The organism is Neobacillus drentensis NBRC 102427 (assembly GCF_001591445.1).
In the GTDB taxonomy this organism is placed as follows: domain Bacteria; phylum Bacillota; class Bacilli; order Bacillales; family Cytobacillaceae; genus Neobacillus; species Neobacillus drentensis.
The window spans coordinates 1-20,083 of the sequence record NZ_BCUX01000027.1; the positions used below are offsets into that span (position 1 = coordinate 1).

Genomic DNA, 20,083 nt, shown 5'->3' on the forward strand with positions numbered 1-20,083 from the left:
TTAGCTTCATTTCTGAAGCTAATAATTTTTGTTTGTTTGCACGATTTTGTTTGTTTAGTTTTCAAAGAACAATGTAATTTAAAACTTTTTTTCAAGTAGTCGTTCAAAAGCGACTCCATTAATTTATCATATCTCACATCATGATGTCAACAAGTTATTTAATTTCTTTTTTCGTTTGTTGACTCACTCGGTGAGGACGAGATTTAATATAACATGATAAATAAATGTTTGCAATATAATTTTAAAAGTTTTTTCAAATCTAATAGGTAAAGCTTTATTCCTTCATTAACATCATATAATAAATAGACTGTTAATCGTTACTCGTTTATGTGTAAAATCAAAGTAGATGTTTTTTCTTCGAAACAAAACTTCAGTCTTCAGACTGTGTAATTGGACGTGAACCTATGATGAGTAGTGTCGATATCGATATATTAATTAAATTAGGTATTTCTGCTGTTTTTGGACTTATTATCGGTCTGGAACGAGAATTAAAAAGGAAACCAGTTGGATTAAAGACAAGTCTAGTGATTTCTGTTGTGAGCTGCCTGTTAACGATTGTGTCAATTGAATCAGCGTACATGTTTCCTGATTCAGGTGATGTTAAAATTACTATGGACCCTCTACGCTTAGCAGCACAAATTGTGTCGGGGATTGGTTTTTTGGGTGCGGGTGTTATCTTAAGAAGGGGAAATGATAGTATTTCAGGATTAACGACAGCAGCCATGATATGGGGAGCAGCTGGAATTGGCATAGCTGTCGGCGCTGGTTTTTTCATAGAGGCTTTTGCCGGGGTTGCATTGCTTATACTTAGTGTGGAATTTGTTCCATTTTTAATGAAGATCATTGGTCCGAAACAATTACGGGAAAAAGAAGTCATGTTGCACTTGTTTATTAGAGATCAAAATCAAATTGATAAGGCGATTTCTTTCTTATTAGAAAAAAATTATATTGTTCGTAGACTTAAGATTAAAGATTTAGACAACGGGGACCATCTTGTTCAAATCTTAGTTGCAGTGGATTACCGTGAAAAGACAACCGATGTGTATTCCTCTGTTTCGAATTTAGAAGGTGTTCAGAAAGTTGAAATCGAAAGTATTGGCTAGAAAAAAATTTATGTAAATACAAAATTTTCTCTTGCAAGATAATAGTAATACAGATATAATTTTTCTTGTACCAATCAACTGGGGGATTAGCTCAGCTGGGAGAGCGCTTGCATGGCATGCAAGAGGTCAGGGGTTCGAGCCCCCTATTCTCCATTTTTTTAAAACCCTTGACCTTCAAGGGTTTTTTTCATTTCTACTTTAAAAGCAAATGGGACTGAATCATGTTCAGTCCCATTTTTCTTTTTATTTTTGATTTTTTTAAATGTATATTATCTTGGACCTTTTCTTCCCGAACCTGTTTTTGTACTGTTCCTTCCAGCTGAAACTGGATGGGACCTTTTTTCAGAGGCATTTCTTCCTCCAGATCTATTTTCCCTTTTTCCAGATTCATTTCGATTTCGTGATGTACCTGGCCGAGCCTTTCCCTTACTACCGTTATCTTTTTGACCAACAAAACGGCCTTTTTTCTCTTCATCCGCTTCACTATTACCATTATTTTGCTTTGGAATGATGATATTTAGCTCGTGCTCAATTGTTTCGAGCATGGGCCTGTCTGCAGAAGAATAAAAGGTAATCGCAAGACCTGTCATTCCTGCTCTGCCCGTTCGGCCAATTCGATGAACATAGCTGTCAGCATCTTCAGGGATATCATAATTAAACACATGGGTAACACCTTCGACATCCAACCCTCTTGCCGCCACATCTGTAGCAATTAACAATTGTATTTCCGCATCTCTAAAACGCTTCATTACTCGTTCCCTCTTCGCTTGAGACAAATCACCATGTAATTCATCGCAAGAAAAGCCATTTGCTTTTAGCACATCAAAAAGTTTACTTACTCTGCGTTTTGTCCGACAAAAAACTACCGCTAGATAGGGACGATACGTTTCCACTAATTGAATAAGTGTCGCTTGTTTTGCACGATCCGTTGTATGAATCGCAATTTGCTTCACACTTTCTGCAGGTCCCTGTGTTTTTTCAACTTGAATATACTCAGGATTACGCATATGCTTTTTGGCCAGTTGACGGATTTCAGGCGGCATCGTGGCTGAAAACAGCATCGTTTGCCTGCTTGCCGGAGTTTCTCTTATTATATCCTCCACTTCATTGAGGAACCCAATATGAAGCATTTGGTCTGCTTCATCCAAAACAAGAAAGGATATTTCTGATAAACGAATGGTTTCACGTCTAATATGATCTAATAGTCTGCCGGGAGTCCCAACAACAATTTGCATGCCCCTTTTTAATTTTTTCAACTGTTTATCGACATCCTGCCCTCCGTAAACAGCAAGGACATCAACGCCGTTGATGTCTGATATTAATTTTTCAATTTCCTCAGTAATTTGCAATGCCAGTTCTCTCGTAGGCGTCACGATAAGCGCTTGTACTTGCTCCGCCTCAAGGTTAATCTTTTCTAAAATTGGCAGGATAAATGCAAACGTCTTTCCCGTTCCTGTCTGCGCCTGCGCTATTATATCGGTACCCTTCAGCACTGATGGAATCGCTTGTTGTTGAATCGGTGTTGGCTTTGCAATTCCGTGACCGCGTAATTTTTCCACGATTGGACTTGAAATACCTAGTGATGAAAAATCTGACAAAAAAACCCCTACCTTCTATTTAACCTATCCCATTAATATTGATTGTTTATCAGTCCAATTGCAAATATACTTTTTCTTTCTCGTTAAAAATAATATAATGCTCAAAACATTTGTTGCCTTTTTCGATTAAACCAACTATAATTTCTGTATATTAAAACCAACTTAATTCATCGGAATAGTATACTTTGGAGGTGGAGAATCATATGAACCAAAATAGTTTTCTCATCATTCATGGCTTAGGCGGGAGCGGAGCGGATCATTGGCAAACATGGCTGGCCCATGAATTAGAACAAAGGAATCAACATGTTTGTTACCCAACCTTCTCAAACTTTGATTCACCTATTAAGAAAGTCTGGTTGGAGGAGTTGTCAGCTTCAATGAAGGCGATTCCGGAGGAAAACAATCTAACTGTCATTACACACAGTTTAGGATGCATACTTTGGCTTCATTATATCAGTAGTCAAAATAAACAGATTGCCAAAAGAGTTATTCTGGTTGCCCCACCTTCTCCATCAATCATTCTCTCAGCGGCAAAATCTTTTTATCCCGTTCCACTAGTTGGAAACCATCTAAAGAGAACAGCCGAAGAGATATTATTTGTCCATTCATCCAATGATCCCTATTGCAGTATGAATGATACAAAAAACTATTTTAATCTCGGGCATCCTTCCGTTACTATATCAAATGCAGGTCATATTAATCCGAAGTCAGGACATGGGAAATGGCATTGGATCTTAGACTTGTCTCTTTCTCCTAAAGAGTTAAATCAATATATATGCTAAAAAAGAAGGAGTGACATCTCCTTCTTTTTTAGTTTTTTCCACTGTTCTTATCCATTGATAGGTTAGTACTTTTTGATAAAATAATAGCTTGTACTTCCAAAATCCTTTTTGTCCAGTATCGTAAAATTCTGCACACTGCACCAAGCCTGTAGATTTTCTCTAGCGCTAGGGTCATTAAAAATAACCTCTATTATTTGACCTCGTTCTAAACTTCCCATTTTTAATAATAGGTTGTTTATTAATTCGCCAATACCTGCCAATTCTCCATCATAGATTAAATCAGGAATATAATGTAGTGCCATTTGGCTCTCCTTTAATAAATATTCATAAATATTACAAATTAAGAATCTCCTTTATTATAAGGAAATGATATGCTTATATAAAATCATTTTATCTATTTTTTCAATCATAATTAATCGATTATTTAAATACTTTCAGGAGATGACAGACATGGATTTGCATCAGTTGTATGTTTTTACAAAGGTGGTTGAACACAAAAGTTTTTCAAAGGCGGCAGAAGATATTTTTTTAAGTCAATCTACCGTTAGTTCTCATATTCAAGCATTAGAAAAGATGTTAAATATGAATCTTTTTGACCGTGTCGGAAGGGAAAGTATTCTTACTCCTCAGGGGGAACGCTTGTATCAATGGGCACTAAAACTCTTGCTCATTAAAGACCAAGCCTTGCTAGATTTAAAAGAGGGAATGACAGACCTCCGCGGAATGATTCGGATTGCCGCAAGTTCAGTTCCAGGGCAATTCATGGTCCCGCGAATGGTCAAGCAGTTTAGGGAACATTATCCTGAAGTGACGTTTCATATTAACCAATACTCTTCAAAAACAGTGGCTGAAAAGGTGCTTAATGGTTCAGTAGATGTGGGAATTTTAGGTGATAAGTACGAAAACGATAAACTGCATTATATTCCTTTATTAAAGGAAAAATTAGTCCTCATCACATCGAACCAAAACAAAATTGAAGGACCTGTCAATATCGAGGAACTTTTGGATTATCCTTTCGTGATGCGTCATTCTAACTCAGGAACGAATGCTCTTTTGGAACGCTTCCTTAAAAAGAGTAAGATTCATAAGGACCAATTAAATATTATCGCCTATACCGAAAGCGGTCAGAGTTTGATGCAATTTGTGATTCAGGATATTGGCATATCGATTATTTCTGAAATCGCTGCCAGTGAATATTCCTCAAAAAATATGCTTAAGATGCATGAAATCAATGACTTTAATCACGAAAGATATTTTTATCTGGTATACAACATTAATAAAACACAATCACTTTTATCAAAATTATTTATTGAAGAAGCGAGGGAATGAATTGCATTGCCAAAGGAAAACAAATTAATAGATTATTTAATTTTAAGTGGGAATTTTTTCTAGATAATAAAAATAAATACTGGAAAAACTAAATACATAAGACAGAGTGACTCCTCCCCTGAAAAATAAGTAGGTCACAAGCTAATTGGAGTGTTGCGTCATTGTCCATCAAAAAAAAGATGCCGTTGATTTTTTGCTTGCTGGTCTTTTTGATTTTAGTATCCAATAATACTATTCATTATCTTCGCTCAAAAAATCAGCTGCTCGCTAATAATGAAAGAGAAATTGAGATGATCACTCAAGAAGTGTCATTCCAAGTTGATAATATAAGAAAAGGTTCATTATATGTTGAAGATATTCTTGGCAGAGAATTAAGGATGGCGTCGTTAGCTATTAAGAATGCACTACCGCCAAATTATCAGGACATAACCAATGAACGGCTAAAAAAACTTGCACAAGAAGTAAGGGTCTCACATATAACCCTGTTAGCGAAAACGAAGGATGATATTATTGGTGTTAGATCCTCCGACCTAAAAGAAATAAAAATGTCTACAAAGGGTTGGGGCTATTGGTATGATGCCTACCAACAACTTTTCGCCTTAAAACCTGTTTCTGTTGGAAAAGGGTTAACCTTACCTCATTTTTGGTCAGGTCCAATTGAAGTTGCTTCCTCCAATCCAGATCATACGGATAAATGGGGCTATTTTTTTGATGGGACGACCAACTATATTATCAATCCCTACTTTCGTGACAATGAAGTACTAGACTATGAAAGACGGTTTGGTCCCGGGCAGGTCATTAAAGGTTTTACAAAAGACCGGGGAGTTTTAGAAATAACTGTTTTCAATCCCAAAAACTTTGGCAAAAAGAAAGAAACTGTCCATTTAAACGGTAATAGTTATATTCGTATATCAGCCCAACAAATTTGGTATGGGTCCTATAAGTATCGGAACGAAAAAGTGGATGCATCATTTATTCAACGGGCGATACAAACAAAACAAGTACAGACTTACAGGGATGATATTCAGGGCAAAAATTTGATGAAAACCTTTGTACCGGTTTTTTCAACCCCCGCAAAGCCATTTGTGATTGGTCTAGTCTATAATTACGGACTCATTAAGAAGGAACTCACGCATGAACTTTTTGTCCATTTACTACTCTCCTTCGTGATTATGATTATCGTCCTTATTATCAGTTTGATTTTTTCCCGTTCGATTACACAGCCAATCGGTTATATTGTGGAACAAGTGAATAGTATCGCTCAAGGAAACTTTGGTAATAAATTACACTTAAAACGAAAAGATGAATTAGGCCTGCTGACTGAAAATGTGAATGCATTATCCAATCATTTGCAGAATTATGTCAGTGATTTAAATAAGAGCAAGGAGTTTATTGAATTCCAAGCCTATCATGACCCATTAACCGGCTTGTCAAACAGAAGGTATTTTCAGGAAAAGTTAAAACCTTGCATCGATCATGCGAAAGAAACCGGTGAAACGGTGTCTATCTTATTCATTGATATGGATCGTTTTAAACAGGTCAATGACTCTTATGGTCATAACAAAGGAGATGAAATACTAAAAATCGTTGCCGAACGGCTTACTGAAAGTTTACCTAGTGATCATAGTATCATTACTAGACAAGGTGGCGATGAATTTATTATATTGCTAATGAATTTTGATCTCACAGCTACAAAAGCAGCAGCAGAAAAAGTTGTCAATAGTCTTAAAAAAACCTATCTGTTATATGGCAACGAAATTTATCTCAGTGCAAGCTGTGGGATTAGTTTATTTCCAGACCATACAAAAAATATCGACAAGCTTGTCGTCTATGCTGACATTGCTATGTACTCAGCGAAAAAGCAAGGCGGAAACAAAGTTATTGTTTACACAGAAAAATTATTAGAGTCAAACATCGAAAGGCCCAAACTCGAAGCACGATTGCGGAAGGCCATTGAAAATGGAAAGGTTGAGGTTTATTATCAACCGAAGCTTACTGTAGATTTAGGTAAAATATTTGGAATGGAAGCGCTCGTAAGATGGAATGATGAAGAATTCGGATTCGTCTCACCTGAACTATTTATTTCGATTGCTGAAGATATTGGCTTGATTCATCCTTTATGGGAATTTGTTATGAAGGAAGCATGTCTTCAGGTGAGCAAGTGGAATCTTAACCGCTCCGAGCCTCTCTCTGTTTCAGTTAATTTCTCGGCCCATCAATTTCAAGAACCTTGCAGCATGGTAGAAAAAGTCAAAGAGGTTCTGAGCGAAAGTCAATTGAGTCCTAGTAATTTTGAAATAGAAATTACCGAAAGTATCCTCCTCAATAATTCAACAGAAATTGTTCAATCACTTAAATCACTTCAAAGTATGGGTATCGCTATATCGATTGATGACTTTGGAACAGGCTATTCTTCCTTAAACTATTTGAAGAATCTACCGATTAATACCTTGAAGATTGATAAATCATTCATCCAAGACATACATGAAGATTATGCAAATTCAGAGATCCCGGAAGCAATTATTAATCTTGCTCGCAGCCTCCATCTCAATGTCATTGCAGAGGGTGTCGAAAAAGAGCATCAAAGAGATTTTTTACTATCGAAAAACTGCACTCAAATGCAGGGCTATTTATTTAGCAAACCGTTAAACTCAGAGGAATTTGAACGACTTCTTCAAAAAGAATAAAAAAAGGGAGAGATTATTTAATAAATCTCTCCACCGTTTTAACACTGCTTCCACAATAATCTATATTCAGTAATTTGGCAGACATCGTTGAGAATGCACTTTGCAAGCCTGATACAAGCTGGTTCCCTCTCCCTTTCTCAGTAAAACAAAGAACAGTTGGTCCCGCACCGCTCAGTGCCACTCCGAAAGCACCATTGGATTTAGCGACCTCTTCTATTTCTTGATAAAGGTTTATTAGCGGTTTTCGGTAGGGCTGGTGAAAAAGGTCCTGCTCCATCATTTTCCCTGCCATCTCCCAATTTTGAGTTAATAAAGCCGCTACCAAAAGATTGGCAGTGGATGAGGCTTGAATGGCTGCTTCCCGGGAAAATGTTGCTGGAAGCACCCCGCGAGAATCCTTTGTCAGGAGAATCTCGTCAGGAATAACAGCAACCATCTCAAAGGAAATATTCGAAATGCTCAGCATGTCTACTTCATTTTGTTGATAGGAGCCGATAACCAGCCCTCCGAATAAAGAAGCACCCACATTATCAGGATGACCCTCAATCTCAGTTGCAATTAACAGCTTTTCTTTTTGTGTGAGTCCTATTCTTCCAATCTTGTCAGCAAGTTCAATCCCCGCAACGATTGCTGCAGCACTTGAACCAAGCCCACGTGCTAAGGGAATATCACTGTCGACTTTTATTTTACAAGGATGTAAGTCGATTCCATAGTTTGCAGCTGTTTTAATCGCAATTTGACAGATAAAATGAGTCTCATCGGATGGAAAGTCCAATAATTCATCACTAGCCGACTGAATCTCCCACTTTACACTTTTCTCCACTTCTAACGTTAAATACAAATCAACAGCAAGTCCCATTGAATCAAAGCCTGGGCCAAGATTAGCTGTACTAGCCGGTACTTTTATGACAAAGCGATCATTTAGAGTCATCCTTTGACAACTCCTCGAATATGATATGTCACTGCTTTTTCGTTATTTACTGGTAAAAATTTTTTGTACGCTTCTAACAATCCCGGCCATCTCATAACGACTTTCGCACCACCTTATAGGCACTCTTTATTTCCTTGACTGCATTAAGATCATTTAATTCTTGTAAAATTTGATCGTAATTAGTTAACGAAGCTCGATGCGTTACTAATACAATTTCAGAGGTTTCATTTTTCTTAACTGGCAGCTGTAGGATTTTTTCAAAGCTGACGCCGTATTTCGCAAAGATTGTCGTAATATCAGCGAAAACACCAACCTCGTCCCGGACATGAATCCTTAGGAAATATTTAGAGTACTTCTCGCCATTGTCTTTTAGTTGTTTCGGATATTGAGGTGTCACAGCACTTCGTCCATTTACCCCTAGTCGTAGATTTTTGATGACCGCAACTAAGTCTGAAACAATGGCAGTGGCAGTTGGCAAGCTTCCAGCACCAGGTCCATAAAACATAGTTTCGCCTACCGACTCACCATAAACATATACAGCATTATACTCATTTTGTACCGAAGCAAGTGGGTGATTGTTTGATAAGAAGGTAGGGGCTACACTTACCTCAACTTTCTCCCCTTCACGATGGGCATAACCAATTAGTTTCATGGTATATCCCAATTGTTTTCCATAACGCAAATCTTCATCAGTCACCTTTGAGATACCGGATACTTGGACATCTTCTAAATCGATATGCATCGAAAATCCCAATGTCGCTAAAATCGTCATTTTACGGGCAGCATCTAGTCCTTCGACATCCGAGGTTGGATCTGCCTCGGCAAATCCTAGTTCCTGTGCTTCCTTTAGGACCTCCTCATAGGAACGGCCTTCGTCACTCATCTTTGTTAATATATAATTGGTTGTTCCATTTACAATACCCATTAGCTGCTTAATACGGTCCGAGGCAAGTCCATCGACTAATCCGCGTAGAATAGGGATACCACCGGCCACACTTGCTTCATAAAACAAATCACAGCCATGTTCAGAAGCAACTGTTAGCAGCTCAGAACCATGCAAAGCCATTAAATCCTTATTTGCTGTTACAACATGCTTGCCTTGACGAAGGGCAGTGATTAAATAATCTTTTGTATCCTGTACTCCGCCCATAACCTCAATTACAACATCAATTTCCTTATCGAAAAGGATTTCATCTGCGTTTGAGGTTAAAACCTTAGTATCTATTTCAACCGGTCTTTCTTTATGTAAATCTTGAACAAGTATCTTTTTTATGATAACTGGGCAACCCACCTGGTGGATTAATTTATCTTGATTTTTTTTAATGATTTTTACTACCCCACAACCCACAGTACCTAAACCTAATAACCCAATCGAGATTGCTTTCATGATTAATCCTCCCGCTCCCCTGTCCACTCAGGACACACATTTGTTTTTCTATTGTAGACATTATATGATTCTCTTTATTTTTTTACAATAGGTTTGTTTCTAGCAATTATACTGTAAACGGTTACTATCGCGCCATAAAAGGATTTCAAATTTGATTATTTTTTAGAAAAATTTGAAATTTCTTTTTTTATCACCTATAATAGCCCTTTCAAATCAAGCACCGTATCTAGAATATAGTCTGCTTCGTGCTTTTCAAAGTCACTTCTCGCATCTTTTCCTGACAGACCGGTTAACACCGCGGCAAACTGGCAGCCTAGTTGTCTTGCCGCTAGCAAATCAGCCAAAGAGTCTCCGACAACTAGAATTGTCTCCGCATTTTCAAGCGGTAATAATGTATTTAAACACTCCAGTACCGATGCCTCTTTTCCAAGTAGTCCCATGATATAGGTAAATGGATGCGGCTTCGACAGCGATTTCCGTTCAGGAAGCTCTTTTTCCGCCTTTAACACTTCATCAGCGGTGATGATTCGTTTTTCATCAAAATGCTTCAACCAATCTAAATGCTGAAATGGCTGAATCGTTTCAAGCTCTGGCCTGCCAGTTCCGATTCCAATCGAGAATCCTTCTGCATTTAGGAATTGAAATAACTCATCAATTTCCTGCTTCGGAGCTAATGTCGTTTCATTTGTGAGAAAGCCCTCTTTTCCCTTTTGAACCGATGGTCTCGCTGTAGAGGCGAGAACATGATCATCCCCCACATACCATTCTTGGGAAACATGCTCACAAACAGACCAAAGCTCACCCTTTTTAAAAATAGAAGTTTCTACTCCAAGTTTCTTTGCTGCTAGATCATTCAAATAACTAAACAATTCCTGCTTCGTTGCCTCTGAGTGTGCAAACTCCTCCACAAACAAACGGAAATCCAGCTTTACAGGATAATGACTTAACACCTGACCAATCTCCAATAATGTTTCTCTTGTAATTGGTGCCTGACACCAATTATTGACTTTCTCATATTCTGTATCCTTAATTTGTGACAACAGATAAATGAGTTGGTGGCAGAATGATAGGTAGATCATGTCCCAGTTGGCGTTTAGGCCGCGTGATTTCATAAATTTGAGTACTTTATCATTTTCAAATACTAACTCTCGTATTTCCTTGATTTGCTCTTCGTTATAGTTCGTTACAAACTGCTCTGGTTCGAGCCCCAAATAATTACTGCTAATCAACATTTCCCAGACCGTTAAAGCAGAAGCATCAAAATAGTGCTCCTCGCTTAAAAGTACCCCATCAACGTCAAATAAAATTGTTTTAATCACTTTCTCCACCCTCTTTTCCCAGTATACTTTTATACGTTATCGTAACACAGCAAGGTAAACGATTTGAAGTAAATTGTTCAATTAAACAGATATTAACAAAATATTAAAAAAGAACAAGCCGTGTCCGAAGTTTTCGGACTCCACGGCTTGTTCTTTTTACTATAAAGCTATCGTTTTAATTAGACTTTCTTTACTATAGGCTCTTATAAATCCAGACCTATTGATATATATTTTACTTCTAAAAACTCTTCGATGCCGTGGTGCCCGCCTTCACGGCCAAGACCGCTCTCCTTAAAGCCTCCGAATGGGGCTTGAACAACGGATGGAAGAGCATCATTCAAGCCAATAATTCCATACTCCAGTTGTTCTGTGATTCTAAAGGAGCGGCTTAGATTTTCTGTATACACATAGGCAGCTAATCCGTAACAGGAATTGTTTGCCCGTTCAATCACTTCCTCTTCCGTTTTAAAAGTAGAAATAGGAGCGAGGGGGCCAAAGATTTCATCCTGCATACATTCCATCCCATCCTTAATATTGGTCAATATGGTTGGAGCATAGAAATAGCCGCTGTCTTCCGCAGGCATAAGTCCACTATAAGAGACTATCCCACCCTTTTCAACTGCATCCTTAACCAATCCTCCGACTTTTCTATAAGCGGCTTCATCAATTAATGGACCGATATCCGTTCCTTCCTCAAGTCCGTTACCGACTTTTAGCTTTTCTACTTCTCCTTGAAACAGCTTAATAAATTCATCTGCAATCCCTTCTTGTACATAAACACGATTTGTACAAATACAGGTTTGACCCGCATTACGGAATTTAGATTGGACAAGTCCTGCCGCTGCTTTTGCCAAATTCGCATCATCCATTACGATAAACGGGGCATTTCCGCCAAGTTCAAGTGATACCTTTTTGACTGTTTCCGCAGCACCACGCATCAAGGTTTTTCCTACCTCTGTTGACCCGGTAAAGGTAATCTTTGTCACGCGTGGGTCTTTCAGCCATACTTCCCCTATTTCTGACGACCTTCCTGTAATTACGTTCAAAACACCGGCAGGTATGCCTGCTTCATGGGCAAGCTCAGCGATTTTTAGTGCCGTTAGCGGAGTTTGGTTTGCTGGCTTTACAACAGCTGTACAGCCTGCAGCAAGTGCCGGCGCTACTTTTCTGGTAATCATTGCTGCTGGGAAATTCCACGGCGTAATTGCGGCGATCACGCCAACTGGTTCTTTTCTTACCAATATTCTTTTATTGGGATGTGATGCCGGAATTGATTCACCGTACACACGTTTCCCCTCTTCGGCATACCAAGAAATGAAGCCATTTGCATACTGAACTTCTCCAAGTGCTTCTTTGAATGGTTTGCCTTGCTCAATTGTCATAATCCGAGCAACTTCATCCTTGTTTTCATCAATTAATTTAAACCATTTCATCAACAGATGGTAGCGTTCTTCCGCTGTTTTCTTTGACCAGATTCTGAAGGCTTTACTGGCCGCATCCACTGCCTCCTCTGCTTCATATGCTCCTCCTGTTGGAACGGCACCGATTACTTCCTTTGTGGCAGGATTGATAACTTCTGTTAAAACCTCATAGTCATTACCCACCCATTCTCCGTTAAGATACATGGGATAGATTTGATAATTTTTCTTAACAATATCCATCTTATTCCCCTCCAACAGTTAAAGCAGGATCATTTTTATAGACAGCTTCGATTGCTTCTTCAAGAATTTGTAAGCCTTCTTCGAGTTGGTCATCCGTGATTGTAATCGGCATAAGGAGACGAATAACATTGCTATAAATCCCTGCACTAAGTAACATCAAGCCACGTTCCGCAGCCGCTTTCACAATTTTCCCGGTTGCTTCTTTATCCGGTGTTTTCGATTGTCTATCCTTGACCATTTCCATTGCACACATCGCACCGAGGCCGCGAACATCACCAATGCCTTCGAAACGCTCCGCTAGAAGGTGCATCTTTTCAAGCACTCGGTTACCTATTTTCCGTGCCCGGTCATTGAGTTGTTCACTTTCAATGATATCCAATACAGTTAGCGCTGCCCGGCATCCAAGTGGACTGCCTGCATACGTTCCGCCGATTTCACCGACTTCAGCGCTATTCATAATTTCCGCCCTGCCAATCACACCGCTAATAGGCACCCCAGCCCCCATTGATTTCGAAATTGTCATTAAATCAGGAATCACATCAAAATGATCAATCGCAAAGTATTTTCCAGTCCGTGCGAACCCAGTTTGGATTTCATCTGCAATAAACAAGATCCCATACTGTGTACAGATTTCTCTGACCCGTTTCACAAAGGCGGTGTCTGGCACGATAAATCCGCCTTCGCCCTGAACAGGCTCAATCACGACAGCCGCAATCGTTTCAGGGGCGACTTCTGCAACTAAAAATTGTTCAAATTGCTCGATAATCATCGCGCTATATTGCTGCTCATTCATTCCTTCCGGACGGCGGTACATATAGGGATAGGGAGCCTTGTAAACTTCTGGTGCGAATGGTCCAAAGCCATACTTATAGGGTTTCACTTTACTTGTCATTGTCATCGTCATTAATGTCCGGCCATGGAACCCCCTCGTAAACGAAACAATTCCTTGGCGTTTTGTATATTTTCTGGCAATCTTTACGGCGTTCTCCACCGCTTCTGCACCACTGTTAAAAAAAGCAGCCTGCTTGTCAAAATCACCTGGCGCAAGCTCGCATAACCGCTCGGCTAAATTAATATACGATTCATACATCATGACATTAAAGCCCGTGTGGATATATTGACTTGCCTGTTCCTGTAACGCTCTAACTACTCTTGGATGTGAGTGGCCAACGTTTATCGTCCCAATCGCACCTGCAAAATCAATGTAACAATTACCGTCCACATCTTCGACCAGGGCTCCTTGTGCCTTTTTAACAAAGGCTTGGCTGTTATTTGAGATTCCTTTTGGGACATATTTATTTCTTCGCTCCAATATTTCCTTTGATTTCGGTCCGGGTATCTCTGTTTGGAGCTTAACATATTTCTTTTCCACTTCTGTGCTCCCCCTTTTAAAAAAATCATTATCCATTTATGTGTTCTAATACTTCTTTCAAGGTGTTGACTACTTTATTGACTTCTTCATAACTAATCGTCAATGCTGGCTCGATACGAATGGTTTTTGAGTTTATCAATGTCCCTGCAACTAGGATTCCTCTGTCGAACATTCCTTTTGAAACTTCATAGCCGATTTCATCTTGATGGAATTCTATTCCAATCATTAAGCCTTGACCACGGATTTCCTGAACCTTATCTTCATGACCTTTTGCCGCTTTTTTCAGTTCTTCAAGGAAATAGGCTCCTACTTCGGCTGCTCTTTCCGGTAACTTTTCTTCGATTAAAACCCCAATCGTCGCAATCGCTGCTGCACATGCTAATGGATTGCCACCAAAGGTTGTTGTATGCATAAACGGATTATCAAACCAGCTCTTGAATACATTCTCCGTGGCTACAACTGCACCTGCGGGCATTACACCGCCGCCAAATGCTTTTGCCAGACAGATAATATCCGGGACTACTTCATATAATTCTGCGGCAAACATTTTTCCCGTCCTGCCCATTCCTGTTTGTACTTCATCAAAGATAAGCAAGGAGCCGTACTGATCACAAAGCTCCCGAACCTGTTTTAAATAGCCTTCCGGTGGAAGAATAATTCCGCCTTCCCCTTGAATCGGCTCTAAAAGAACTGCCGCCACATCTTCGCCAACAGCAGCACAGACTTCAAACGTTTTTCTCATCATGTCAATATCGCCAAAAGGCACATGTCGGAAGCCCGGGATTAATGGTAAAAATGGTTTTCTGAACATCCCTTTCGCCGTCCCTGACAACGAGCCTAAGCTTTTCCCGTGGAACGCACGTGTCGTAGAGATAAATGTTGTCCGCTCACTGTACATCTTTGCTAGCTTTAAGGCTGCTTCCACACTTTCAGTCCCGCTGTTTGTAAAAAAGGCATACTTTAAATCTCCTGGAGTGATATCAGCTAAAATTTTTGCTAACATCGCACGAAGTGGATCGAGCAAATCCTGACTATGAAGCGCCTGACGTTTTAATTGGTCCGTTACTGCCTTAACAACTTTGGGATTGCGGTGCCCTACATTATAAATACCAAAACCGCCAAGGCAATCAATGTATTCCTTACCATTAACATCCTTAAAACAGGAACCATTATCCGACCATTCCACAGCTGCAAATTGGCCACCTTCAGTAACTGTCTTGCGGTATTCCAGGAATCCCGGGTTTACGTGTTCCCGGAAACCGTCAACCGTTTCTTTGGTAATCCAGGCCGCTTCCACTTCATTTATTTCCTCTTTTTCTATTAAACTTAGAACCTTATTAATATATTCACTTACATTTTGATTTTGCTCACTTTTTAATTCTTGTTTGAAATCGATACTCATATTTTATTCCTCCAATTTTATGTTTAGTTGGAAAACCAGCCAATAGGTTCTACCTGTAAATTGATATTAATCTGCTTTATTTCCTGAAATTCTTCCAGACCGAACGTTCCAAGACTGCGGCCAATCCCACTTTGCTTGTAGCCGCCCCATGGTGCCTCGTTATACGTCGGATGGTAGGAATTGACCCATGTAATCCCTGCACGCAGCTTTTTAATGACACGGAGACCCTTTGCACCATTATTGGTAAACACACCACCTGCTAAACCATAAATCGTACCATTTGCAAGTTTAATAGCTTCCTTTTCGTCCTTGAACTTCTGGATGACAACAACAGGACCGAAGATTTCCTCCTGGACAATTCGCATCTCTTGGTTCACATTGACAAAAACGGTTGGTTCAACAAAATAACCTTTTTCTAACCCGTTACCAACAATCCGTTTTCCACCGCATGCAATCTGCGCACCTTCTTGCTTGCCTATTTCAATGTAAGAAAGAACTTTTTCTAAGTGTTCCTGACTGACAAGCGGGCCCATCTCTGTTCCAGGGGCATTCCCGGGTCCTACTTGAATTTGCTTTGCTCTTTCAACAAATCGATCGACGAATTGATCATAAATGCTTTCTTCAACAAGGATTCTTGAACCTGCGGAGCATACTTGACCAGAACCTGCGTAGATACCAAATAAGGCATAATCGACTGCGGTTTCAAAGTCGGCATCAGCAAAAATGATATTAGGCGATTTACCGCCTAACTCTAAAGAAACCTTCTTCATCGTATCTGCTGCTGTTTTCATAATATGCTTACCCGTTTTCGTACCGCCTGTGAACGAAATCATATCGACCTCGGGGTGGGAAGCGATTTCATTTCCAACCACCGTGCCAGCACCCATCACCATATTGGCTACCCCTTTTGGCAATCCGACTTCTTCAAAAATTTCAAAAAGCTTTTTCGGGGTAACAGGTGTCACCTCAGATGGTTTAAAGACAATTGTATTTCCTGCAGCTAAGGCAGGAGCGATTTTCCAAACACTCATTAACAGTGGATAGTTCCACGGAACAATTAAGCCGCAAACACCGACGGGTTCACGGACAACCATTGCCTGCATTGGATCGGCGACATGATAGGTCTGTCCATCCGGCTTTGTAATCATTCCTGCATAATAGCGGAAACAGGCAGCTGCATCACCGACATCAAAGCCTGCTTCTCGCAATGGTTTCCCGTTATCCATCGTTTCTAACTGAGTTAATTCATCGGCATAAGCATCAATTTTATCAGCAATTTTTAATAAATAGGAGGCTCTTTCCTGAGCAGAAATCCCGGACCAGACTCCCTCCTCGAAAGCTCTTCGTGCTGCATAAATGGCTGAACGAGCATCAGCGGCCGTTCCTTCAGGGGCATATGAAATGACCTCACCATTTGCAGGATTAATGACTGGGCGTGTTTCTTGATTTTCGGCATCTTTCCATTCGCCATCAATAAACATCTTCAGGTTTACAACTCGTTTCTTTACCTCGACCATTTAAATTCCTCCTTTATTCACCCTCACTCTCATTATTGCAAGAAGCGTGCCAAAATCTAATGCCTTTCAAAATAGGCTTCCTTCAAAATATTCAAAAAACATTATGCAAATTTGCATAACCCTATTATTTCTTGCATAACAAAAAAAACTGCTTTAGATCTCAATGATCTAAAGCAGTTTTTACAGGGTAGACAAGTTTTCCATTTTCATATTTTTCTCATTTAATATTTTTTGGTACTTCCTGCTCACGGATGATTGGCTGATTCCTAAGGCTTTAGCAGCTTTCGTTGTTGTTTTGTACTGATTCATTGCCATTACAATTAACTGCTCCTCGACATAATCGACAGCCTCCTGCAAGGGAATGACCCTTGTGATGACAGGCTTCATCTTTTTATGTTCAAAGCCCATTGATAAAAATTGACTGACGAACTCCGCATCAATTGATGCATGTTCGGCAGTAACTACTAATCTTTCAATAATATTTTGTAGTTCCCTGACATTACCCGGCCATGGATAAAACTCTAATACATTAATCGCATCAGGGGTTAAATGGTAATTCCGCTCATATTTCTCATTCAATTGCTGAAGGAAATGAAAGGCGAGCAGCGATATATCCTCTGTCCGTTCTCTTAACGGCGGAATGTGAATCGGAATGACATTCAAGCGATAGAACAAATCCTCGCGGAAGGTGCCCTCTTCTACCATTTTCTCCAGCTTTTTATTTGTCGCCGCGATAATCTGCACATTCACCTTAATGGGCGTAGTACTTCCAATTGGAATGATTTCCTGCTCCTGCAGAACTCGTAACAATTTTACCTGTAAATGGATTGGCATCTCACCGATTTCATCCAGAAACAAAATTCCGCCATCTGCCTGTTTAAAGTATCCTTCTTTTCCATTTTTATCTGCACCCGTAAAAGACCCTTTCGAATAGCCGAAAAGTTCACTTTCGAGTAAATTTTCCGGTATTGCCCCGCAGTTTAATTTAAGAAATGGCTTCGCCTGGCGCCTGCCTAATTGATGGATTGCTTGGGCAATCACTTCTTTTCCGACTCCGGATTCACCGTAAAGAAGGACTGTCGAAGAAAAATCGGCTATTTTCTTAGCTTGATTGATAATCATCTCCATTTTTGGGCTGCAGTAAATAAGTTTTTTCAAAAAGCGGTCCTTACTTTTAAAATCATCCAATTCCTTTTTATATTGTTCTGATATTTTTTTAATTTCATGAAGTTCACTTTTTAATTTAGTTGTTTCGGTAATATCACGTGATGCAATGATAATTCGGTCGAGTTCATTCTTTTCATTAAAGACAGGATTTCCGACAGCAAGAATTTTTCTTCCAGCCTTCGTTTCTTGAACCACGGAGACCTTTTTTCGCTTTTCCAAAACAAGTCTTGTGACCGATGGTGTAAACAACCCTTGGTCCTCAAGTTCGAGGATATTTTTCCCAATTAGTAGTTTTAAATCGACGTTCCAAAAATCCCGAATGAAATTTTCACTGTATCTGAGGAGCTCCCCTTTGTTATTCACGACGAGGATTTCATCATAGATACTGGACAAAATCGCATTCAGGTCTTTATTTAAATCTTTAATATATTCAATTTCCATCGCCATTTCTTCAACCATGGGCAAATCCTGAGCAACAATGATGATGCCATCGACTTCATTCTTATAGTTTAAAATCGGGCTATAATCGACAAGAATCCCTATTTCATTTTTAATGACCAGATGATTCAGCAACGTCTTGCCCGTTGCAAATACCTTATCAAGATGGGTTCGGCTAAAGATTTCATCTGCAGGAAGATTCTTAATCTTTTCGGCGGTTGATCGAATCATTTTTAATCCGGCTTCATTATAATTAATAATTTGTTTTTCTCTATCTAATACAAAAATCCCCATTGGAATCGAGGTTAAAATAATTTTTAGTAAGTCCACACTTTTATTTTCCTGTCTAAAAAGTTCCGCCAAAACGTCTTCTCTGCGAATATAACCTGCTGGTAAACCGTCATCGCCTCTAACGATGGCAAAGGGTTCGCCAATAATTTGGAACAAAACAGGCAAGGATATTTGATCGCTCAGATGGCAGATACTATCTATCGATTTTGCTTCTTCAAGCAGGGAGGCAATCGTAACTTGTTCTTTTTTATGGTTTTCCAGTAATACATAAGCAAATAAGTAATTTTGCCTTTTAAAAAACAAAAAGGGTTCCTTAAGGTTTTTTAAGGTAGACTGAAAAACAGCTTCATTTTCATCTACGTCTATTGAAATAATCGGTTTTACTTTTTCTTTGGCAACGGAAAACATGGTTACTTCCCCCCTTATCACCTTATCAATCTAATACTATCACTTTATGTGCAATAGTATAAATTAAATATTGCAAAAAAAAGAAGATGTGCGTCCCATCTTCTTTTTTCCATCCATTAATCGCTGCCAGTTACAAATAAATCTTCCTTTATATACGCCAGGACCATCCCCGGAATTACATAATCACCTTCCTGCACCTCAAGTGATTTAACTTCGCCGCTCAAACAAGTCTGAACTGGTTCTAATTCACCTGATTCAGATTTAATCATAAATAAGTTTTCCCATTCATAAATTCTTGACTCGCCCTTTATCGAAATCTTTTCCACCTGACCATGACAAGGGCTAATAACTACACCATAATACATGGAATATCACCCTCTATTCTATTTAATACTGCTCCTGAAATGGCCGTGTCTGTAATACTAAACTGAAAAATTCTTGAAATTCCGGGATATCCTCTTTTTCAATCCCCAGCCTTTCTGCCCAATGATGGTCTGACAAGGTATCTTCCTGGCAAAGTAAAACCATTTTTCCCGACTGAATCGAAGTAACCATCGCCTTCCCAAAAAACTGCTCTGAATAACCAATTGTCAAATCGTAGCGATGGTTATTCGAAATTAAGCAAAAGTAATGTAACAGTTGCTGTTCTTTTTGTTCAGTTAATATATCAAGTGTCATAAAAAGCAACCTC

Annotated in this window: 16 protein-coding genes and 1 tRNA gene; 5 read left to right on the forward strand and 12 right to left on the reverse strand. The window is 39.3% G+C overall.

Annotated features, from left to right (window positions below):
* Positions 1–407: 407 nt before the first annotated feature.
* Positions 408–1,103 carry an MgtC/SapB family protein gene (locus BDR01S_RS14560; protein ID WP_066260334.1) on the forward strand — a complete coding sequence of 232 codons (696 nt, stop codon included), beginning with the start codon at positions 408–410 and terminating at the stop codon, positions 1,101–1,103.
* A gap of 80 nt (positions 1,104–1,183) precedes the next feature.
* Positions 1,184–1,256: transfer RNA gene (locus tag BDR01S_RS14565), tRNA-Ala, on the forward strand.
* A gap of 116 nt (positions 1,257–1,372) precedes the next feature.
* Here the strand turns inward: BDR01S_RS14565 and BDR01S_RS14570 are convergent.
* Positions 1,373–2,701 carry a DEAD/DEAH box helicase gene (locus BDR01S_RS14570; RefSeq protein ID WP_066258351.1) on the reverse strand — a complete coding sequence of 443 codons (1,329 nt, stop codon included), beginning with the start codon at positions 2,699–2,701 and terminating at the stop codon, positions 1,373–1,375.
* A 203-nt stretch (positions 2,702–2,904) separates the two neighbouring features.
* On the opposite strand from BDR01S_RS14570, the gene BDR01S_RS14575 reads away from it, so the two are divergent.
* Positions 2,905–3,483 (forward strand): RBBP9/YdeN family alpha/beta hydrolase, encoded by a 579-nt coding sequence (locus tag BDR01S_RS14575; protein WP_066258354.1) that lies wholly within the window; start codon positions 2,905–2,907, stop codon positions 3,481–3,483.
* 62 nt (positions 3,484–3,545) lie between these two features.
* On the opposite strand, the gene BDR01S_RS14580 is transcribed toward BDR01S_RS14575, so the two are convergent.
* On the reverse strand, positions 3,546–3,785 hold the full coding sequence (locus BDR01S_RS14580) for a sulfurtransferase TusA family protein (RefSeq protein ID WP_066258356.1): 240 nt from the start codon (positions 3,783–3,785) through the stop codon (positions 3,546–3,548).
* 148 nt (positions 3,786–3,933) lie between these two features.
* Between BDR01S_RS14580 and BDR01S_RS14585 the strand changes: the two genes are divergently transcribed.
* Positions 3,934–4,812 (forward strand): selenium metabolism-associated LysR family transcriptional regulator, encoded by an 879-nt coding sequence (locus tag BDR01S_RS14585; protein WP_066258358.1) that lies wholly within the window; start codon positions 3,934–3,936, stop codon positions 4,810–4,812.
* Between the two features lie 161 nt (positions 4,813–4,973).
* Positions 4,974–7,499, forward strand: coding sequence for an EAL domain-containing protein (locus tag BDR01S_RS14590; protein WP_066258360.1), 2,526 nt, complete (start codon positions 4,974–4,976; stop codon positions 7,497–7,499).
* A 13-nt stretch (positions 7,500–7,512) separates the two neighbouring features.
* Here BDR01S_RS14590 and thrB read toward each other — a convergent pair whose 3' ends face one another.
* From thrB to BDR01S_RS14640, 10 genes are all read right to left on the reverse strand, one after another.
* Entirely contained in the window at positions 7,513–8,430 is a 918-nt protein-coding gene (thrB, locus tag BDR01S_RS14595; RefSeq protein WP_066258361.1) for a homoserine kinase, read from the reverse strand.
* Positions 8,431–8,521: 91 nt separating this feature from the next.
* Positions 8,522–9,820 (reverse strand): homoserine dehydrogenase, encoded by a 1,299-nt coding sequence (locus tag BDR01S_RS14600; protein ID WP_066260338.1) that lies wholly within the window; start codon positions 9,818–9,820, stop codon positions 8,522–8,524.
* Between the two features lie 191 nt (positions 9,821–10,011).
* Positions 10,012–11,136 carry an HAD family hydrolase gene (locus BDR01S_RS14605; protein ID WP_066258363.1) on the reverse strand — a complete coding sequence of 375 codons (1,125 nt, stop codon included), beginning with the start codon at positions 11,134–11,136 and terminating at the stop codon, positions 10,012–10,014.
* Positions 11,137–11,339: 203 nt separating this feature from the next.
* A complete protein-coding gene (locus tag BDR01S_RS14610; RefSeq protein WP_157406179.1) occupies positions 11,340–12,761 on the reverse strand; it encodes an NAD-dependent succinate-semialdehyde dehydrogenase in 1,422 nt (473 codons plus the stop codon).
* Between the two features lie 37 nt (positions 12,762–12,798).
* Positions 12,799–14,169 carry a 4-aminobutyrate--2-oxoglutarate transaminase gene (gabT, locus tag BDR01S_RS14615; RefSeq protein WP_235846573.1) on the reverse strand — a complete coding sequence of 457 codons (1,371 nt, stop codon included), beginning with the start codon at positions 14,167–14,169 and terminating at the stop codon, positions 12,799–12,801.
* A 28-nt stretch (positions 14,170–14,197) separates the two neighbouring features.
* Positions 14,198–15,571, reverse strand: a complete 1,374-nt coding sequence (locus BDR01S_RS14620) for a putrescine aminotransferase (protein ID WP_066258369.1) — start codon at positions 15,569–15,571, stop codon at positions 14,198–14,200.
* Between the two features lie 23 nt (positions 15,572–15,594).
* Positions 15,595–17,088, reverse strand: a complete 1,494-nt coding sequence (locus BDR01S_RS14625) for an aldehyde dehydrogenase family protein (protein WP_066258371.1) — start codon at positions 17,086–17,088, stop codon at positions 15,595–15,597.
* 180 nt (positions 17,089–17,268) lie between these two features.
* Entirely contained in the window at positions 17,269–19,392 is a 2,124-nt protein-coding gene (locus tag BDR01S_RS14630; protein ID WP_066258372.1) for a sigma 54-interacting transcriptional regulator, read from the reverse strand.
* Between the two features lie 116 nt (positions 19,393–19,508).
* Positions 19,509–19,757 carry a biotin/lipoyl attachment domain-containing protein gene (locus tag BDR01S_RS14635; RefSeq protein ID WP_066258375.1) on the reverse strand — a complete coding sequence of 83 codons (249 nt, stop codon included), beginning with the start codon at positions 19,755–19,757 and terminating at the stop codon, positions 19,509–19,511.
* Positions 19,758–19,779: 22 nt separating this feature from the next.
* The gene (locus tag BDR01S_RS14640; RefSeq protein WP_066258377.1) at positions 19,780–20,070 is read right to left on the reverse strand and encodes an SAV0927 family protein; all 291 of its coding nucleotides are present in this window, start codon (positions 20,068–20,070) and stop codon (positions 19,780–19,782) included.
* Between the last annotated feature and the right edge of the window lie 13 nt (positions 20,071–20,083).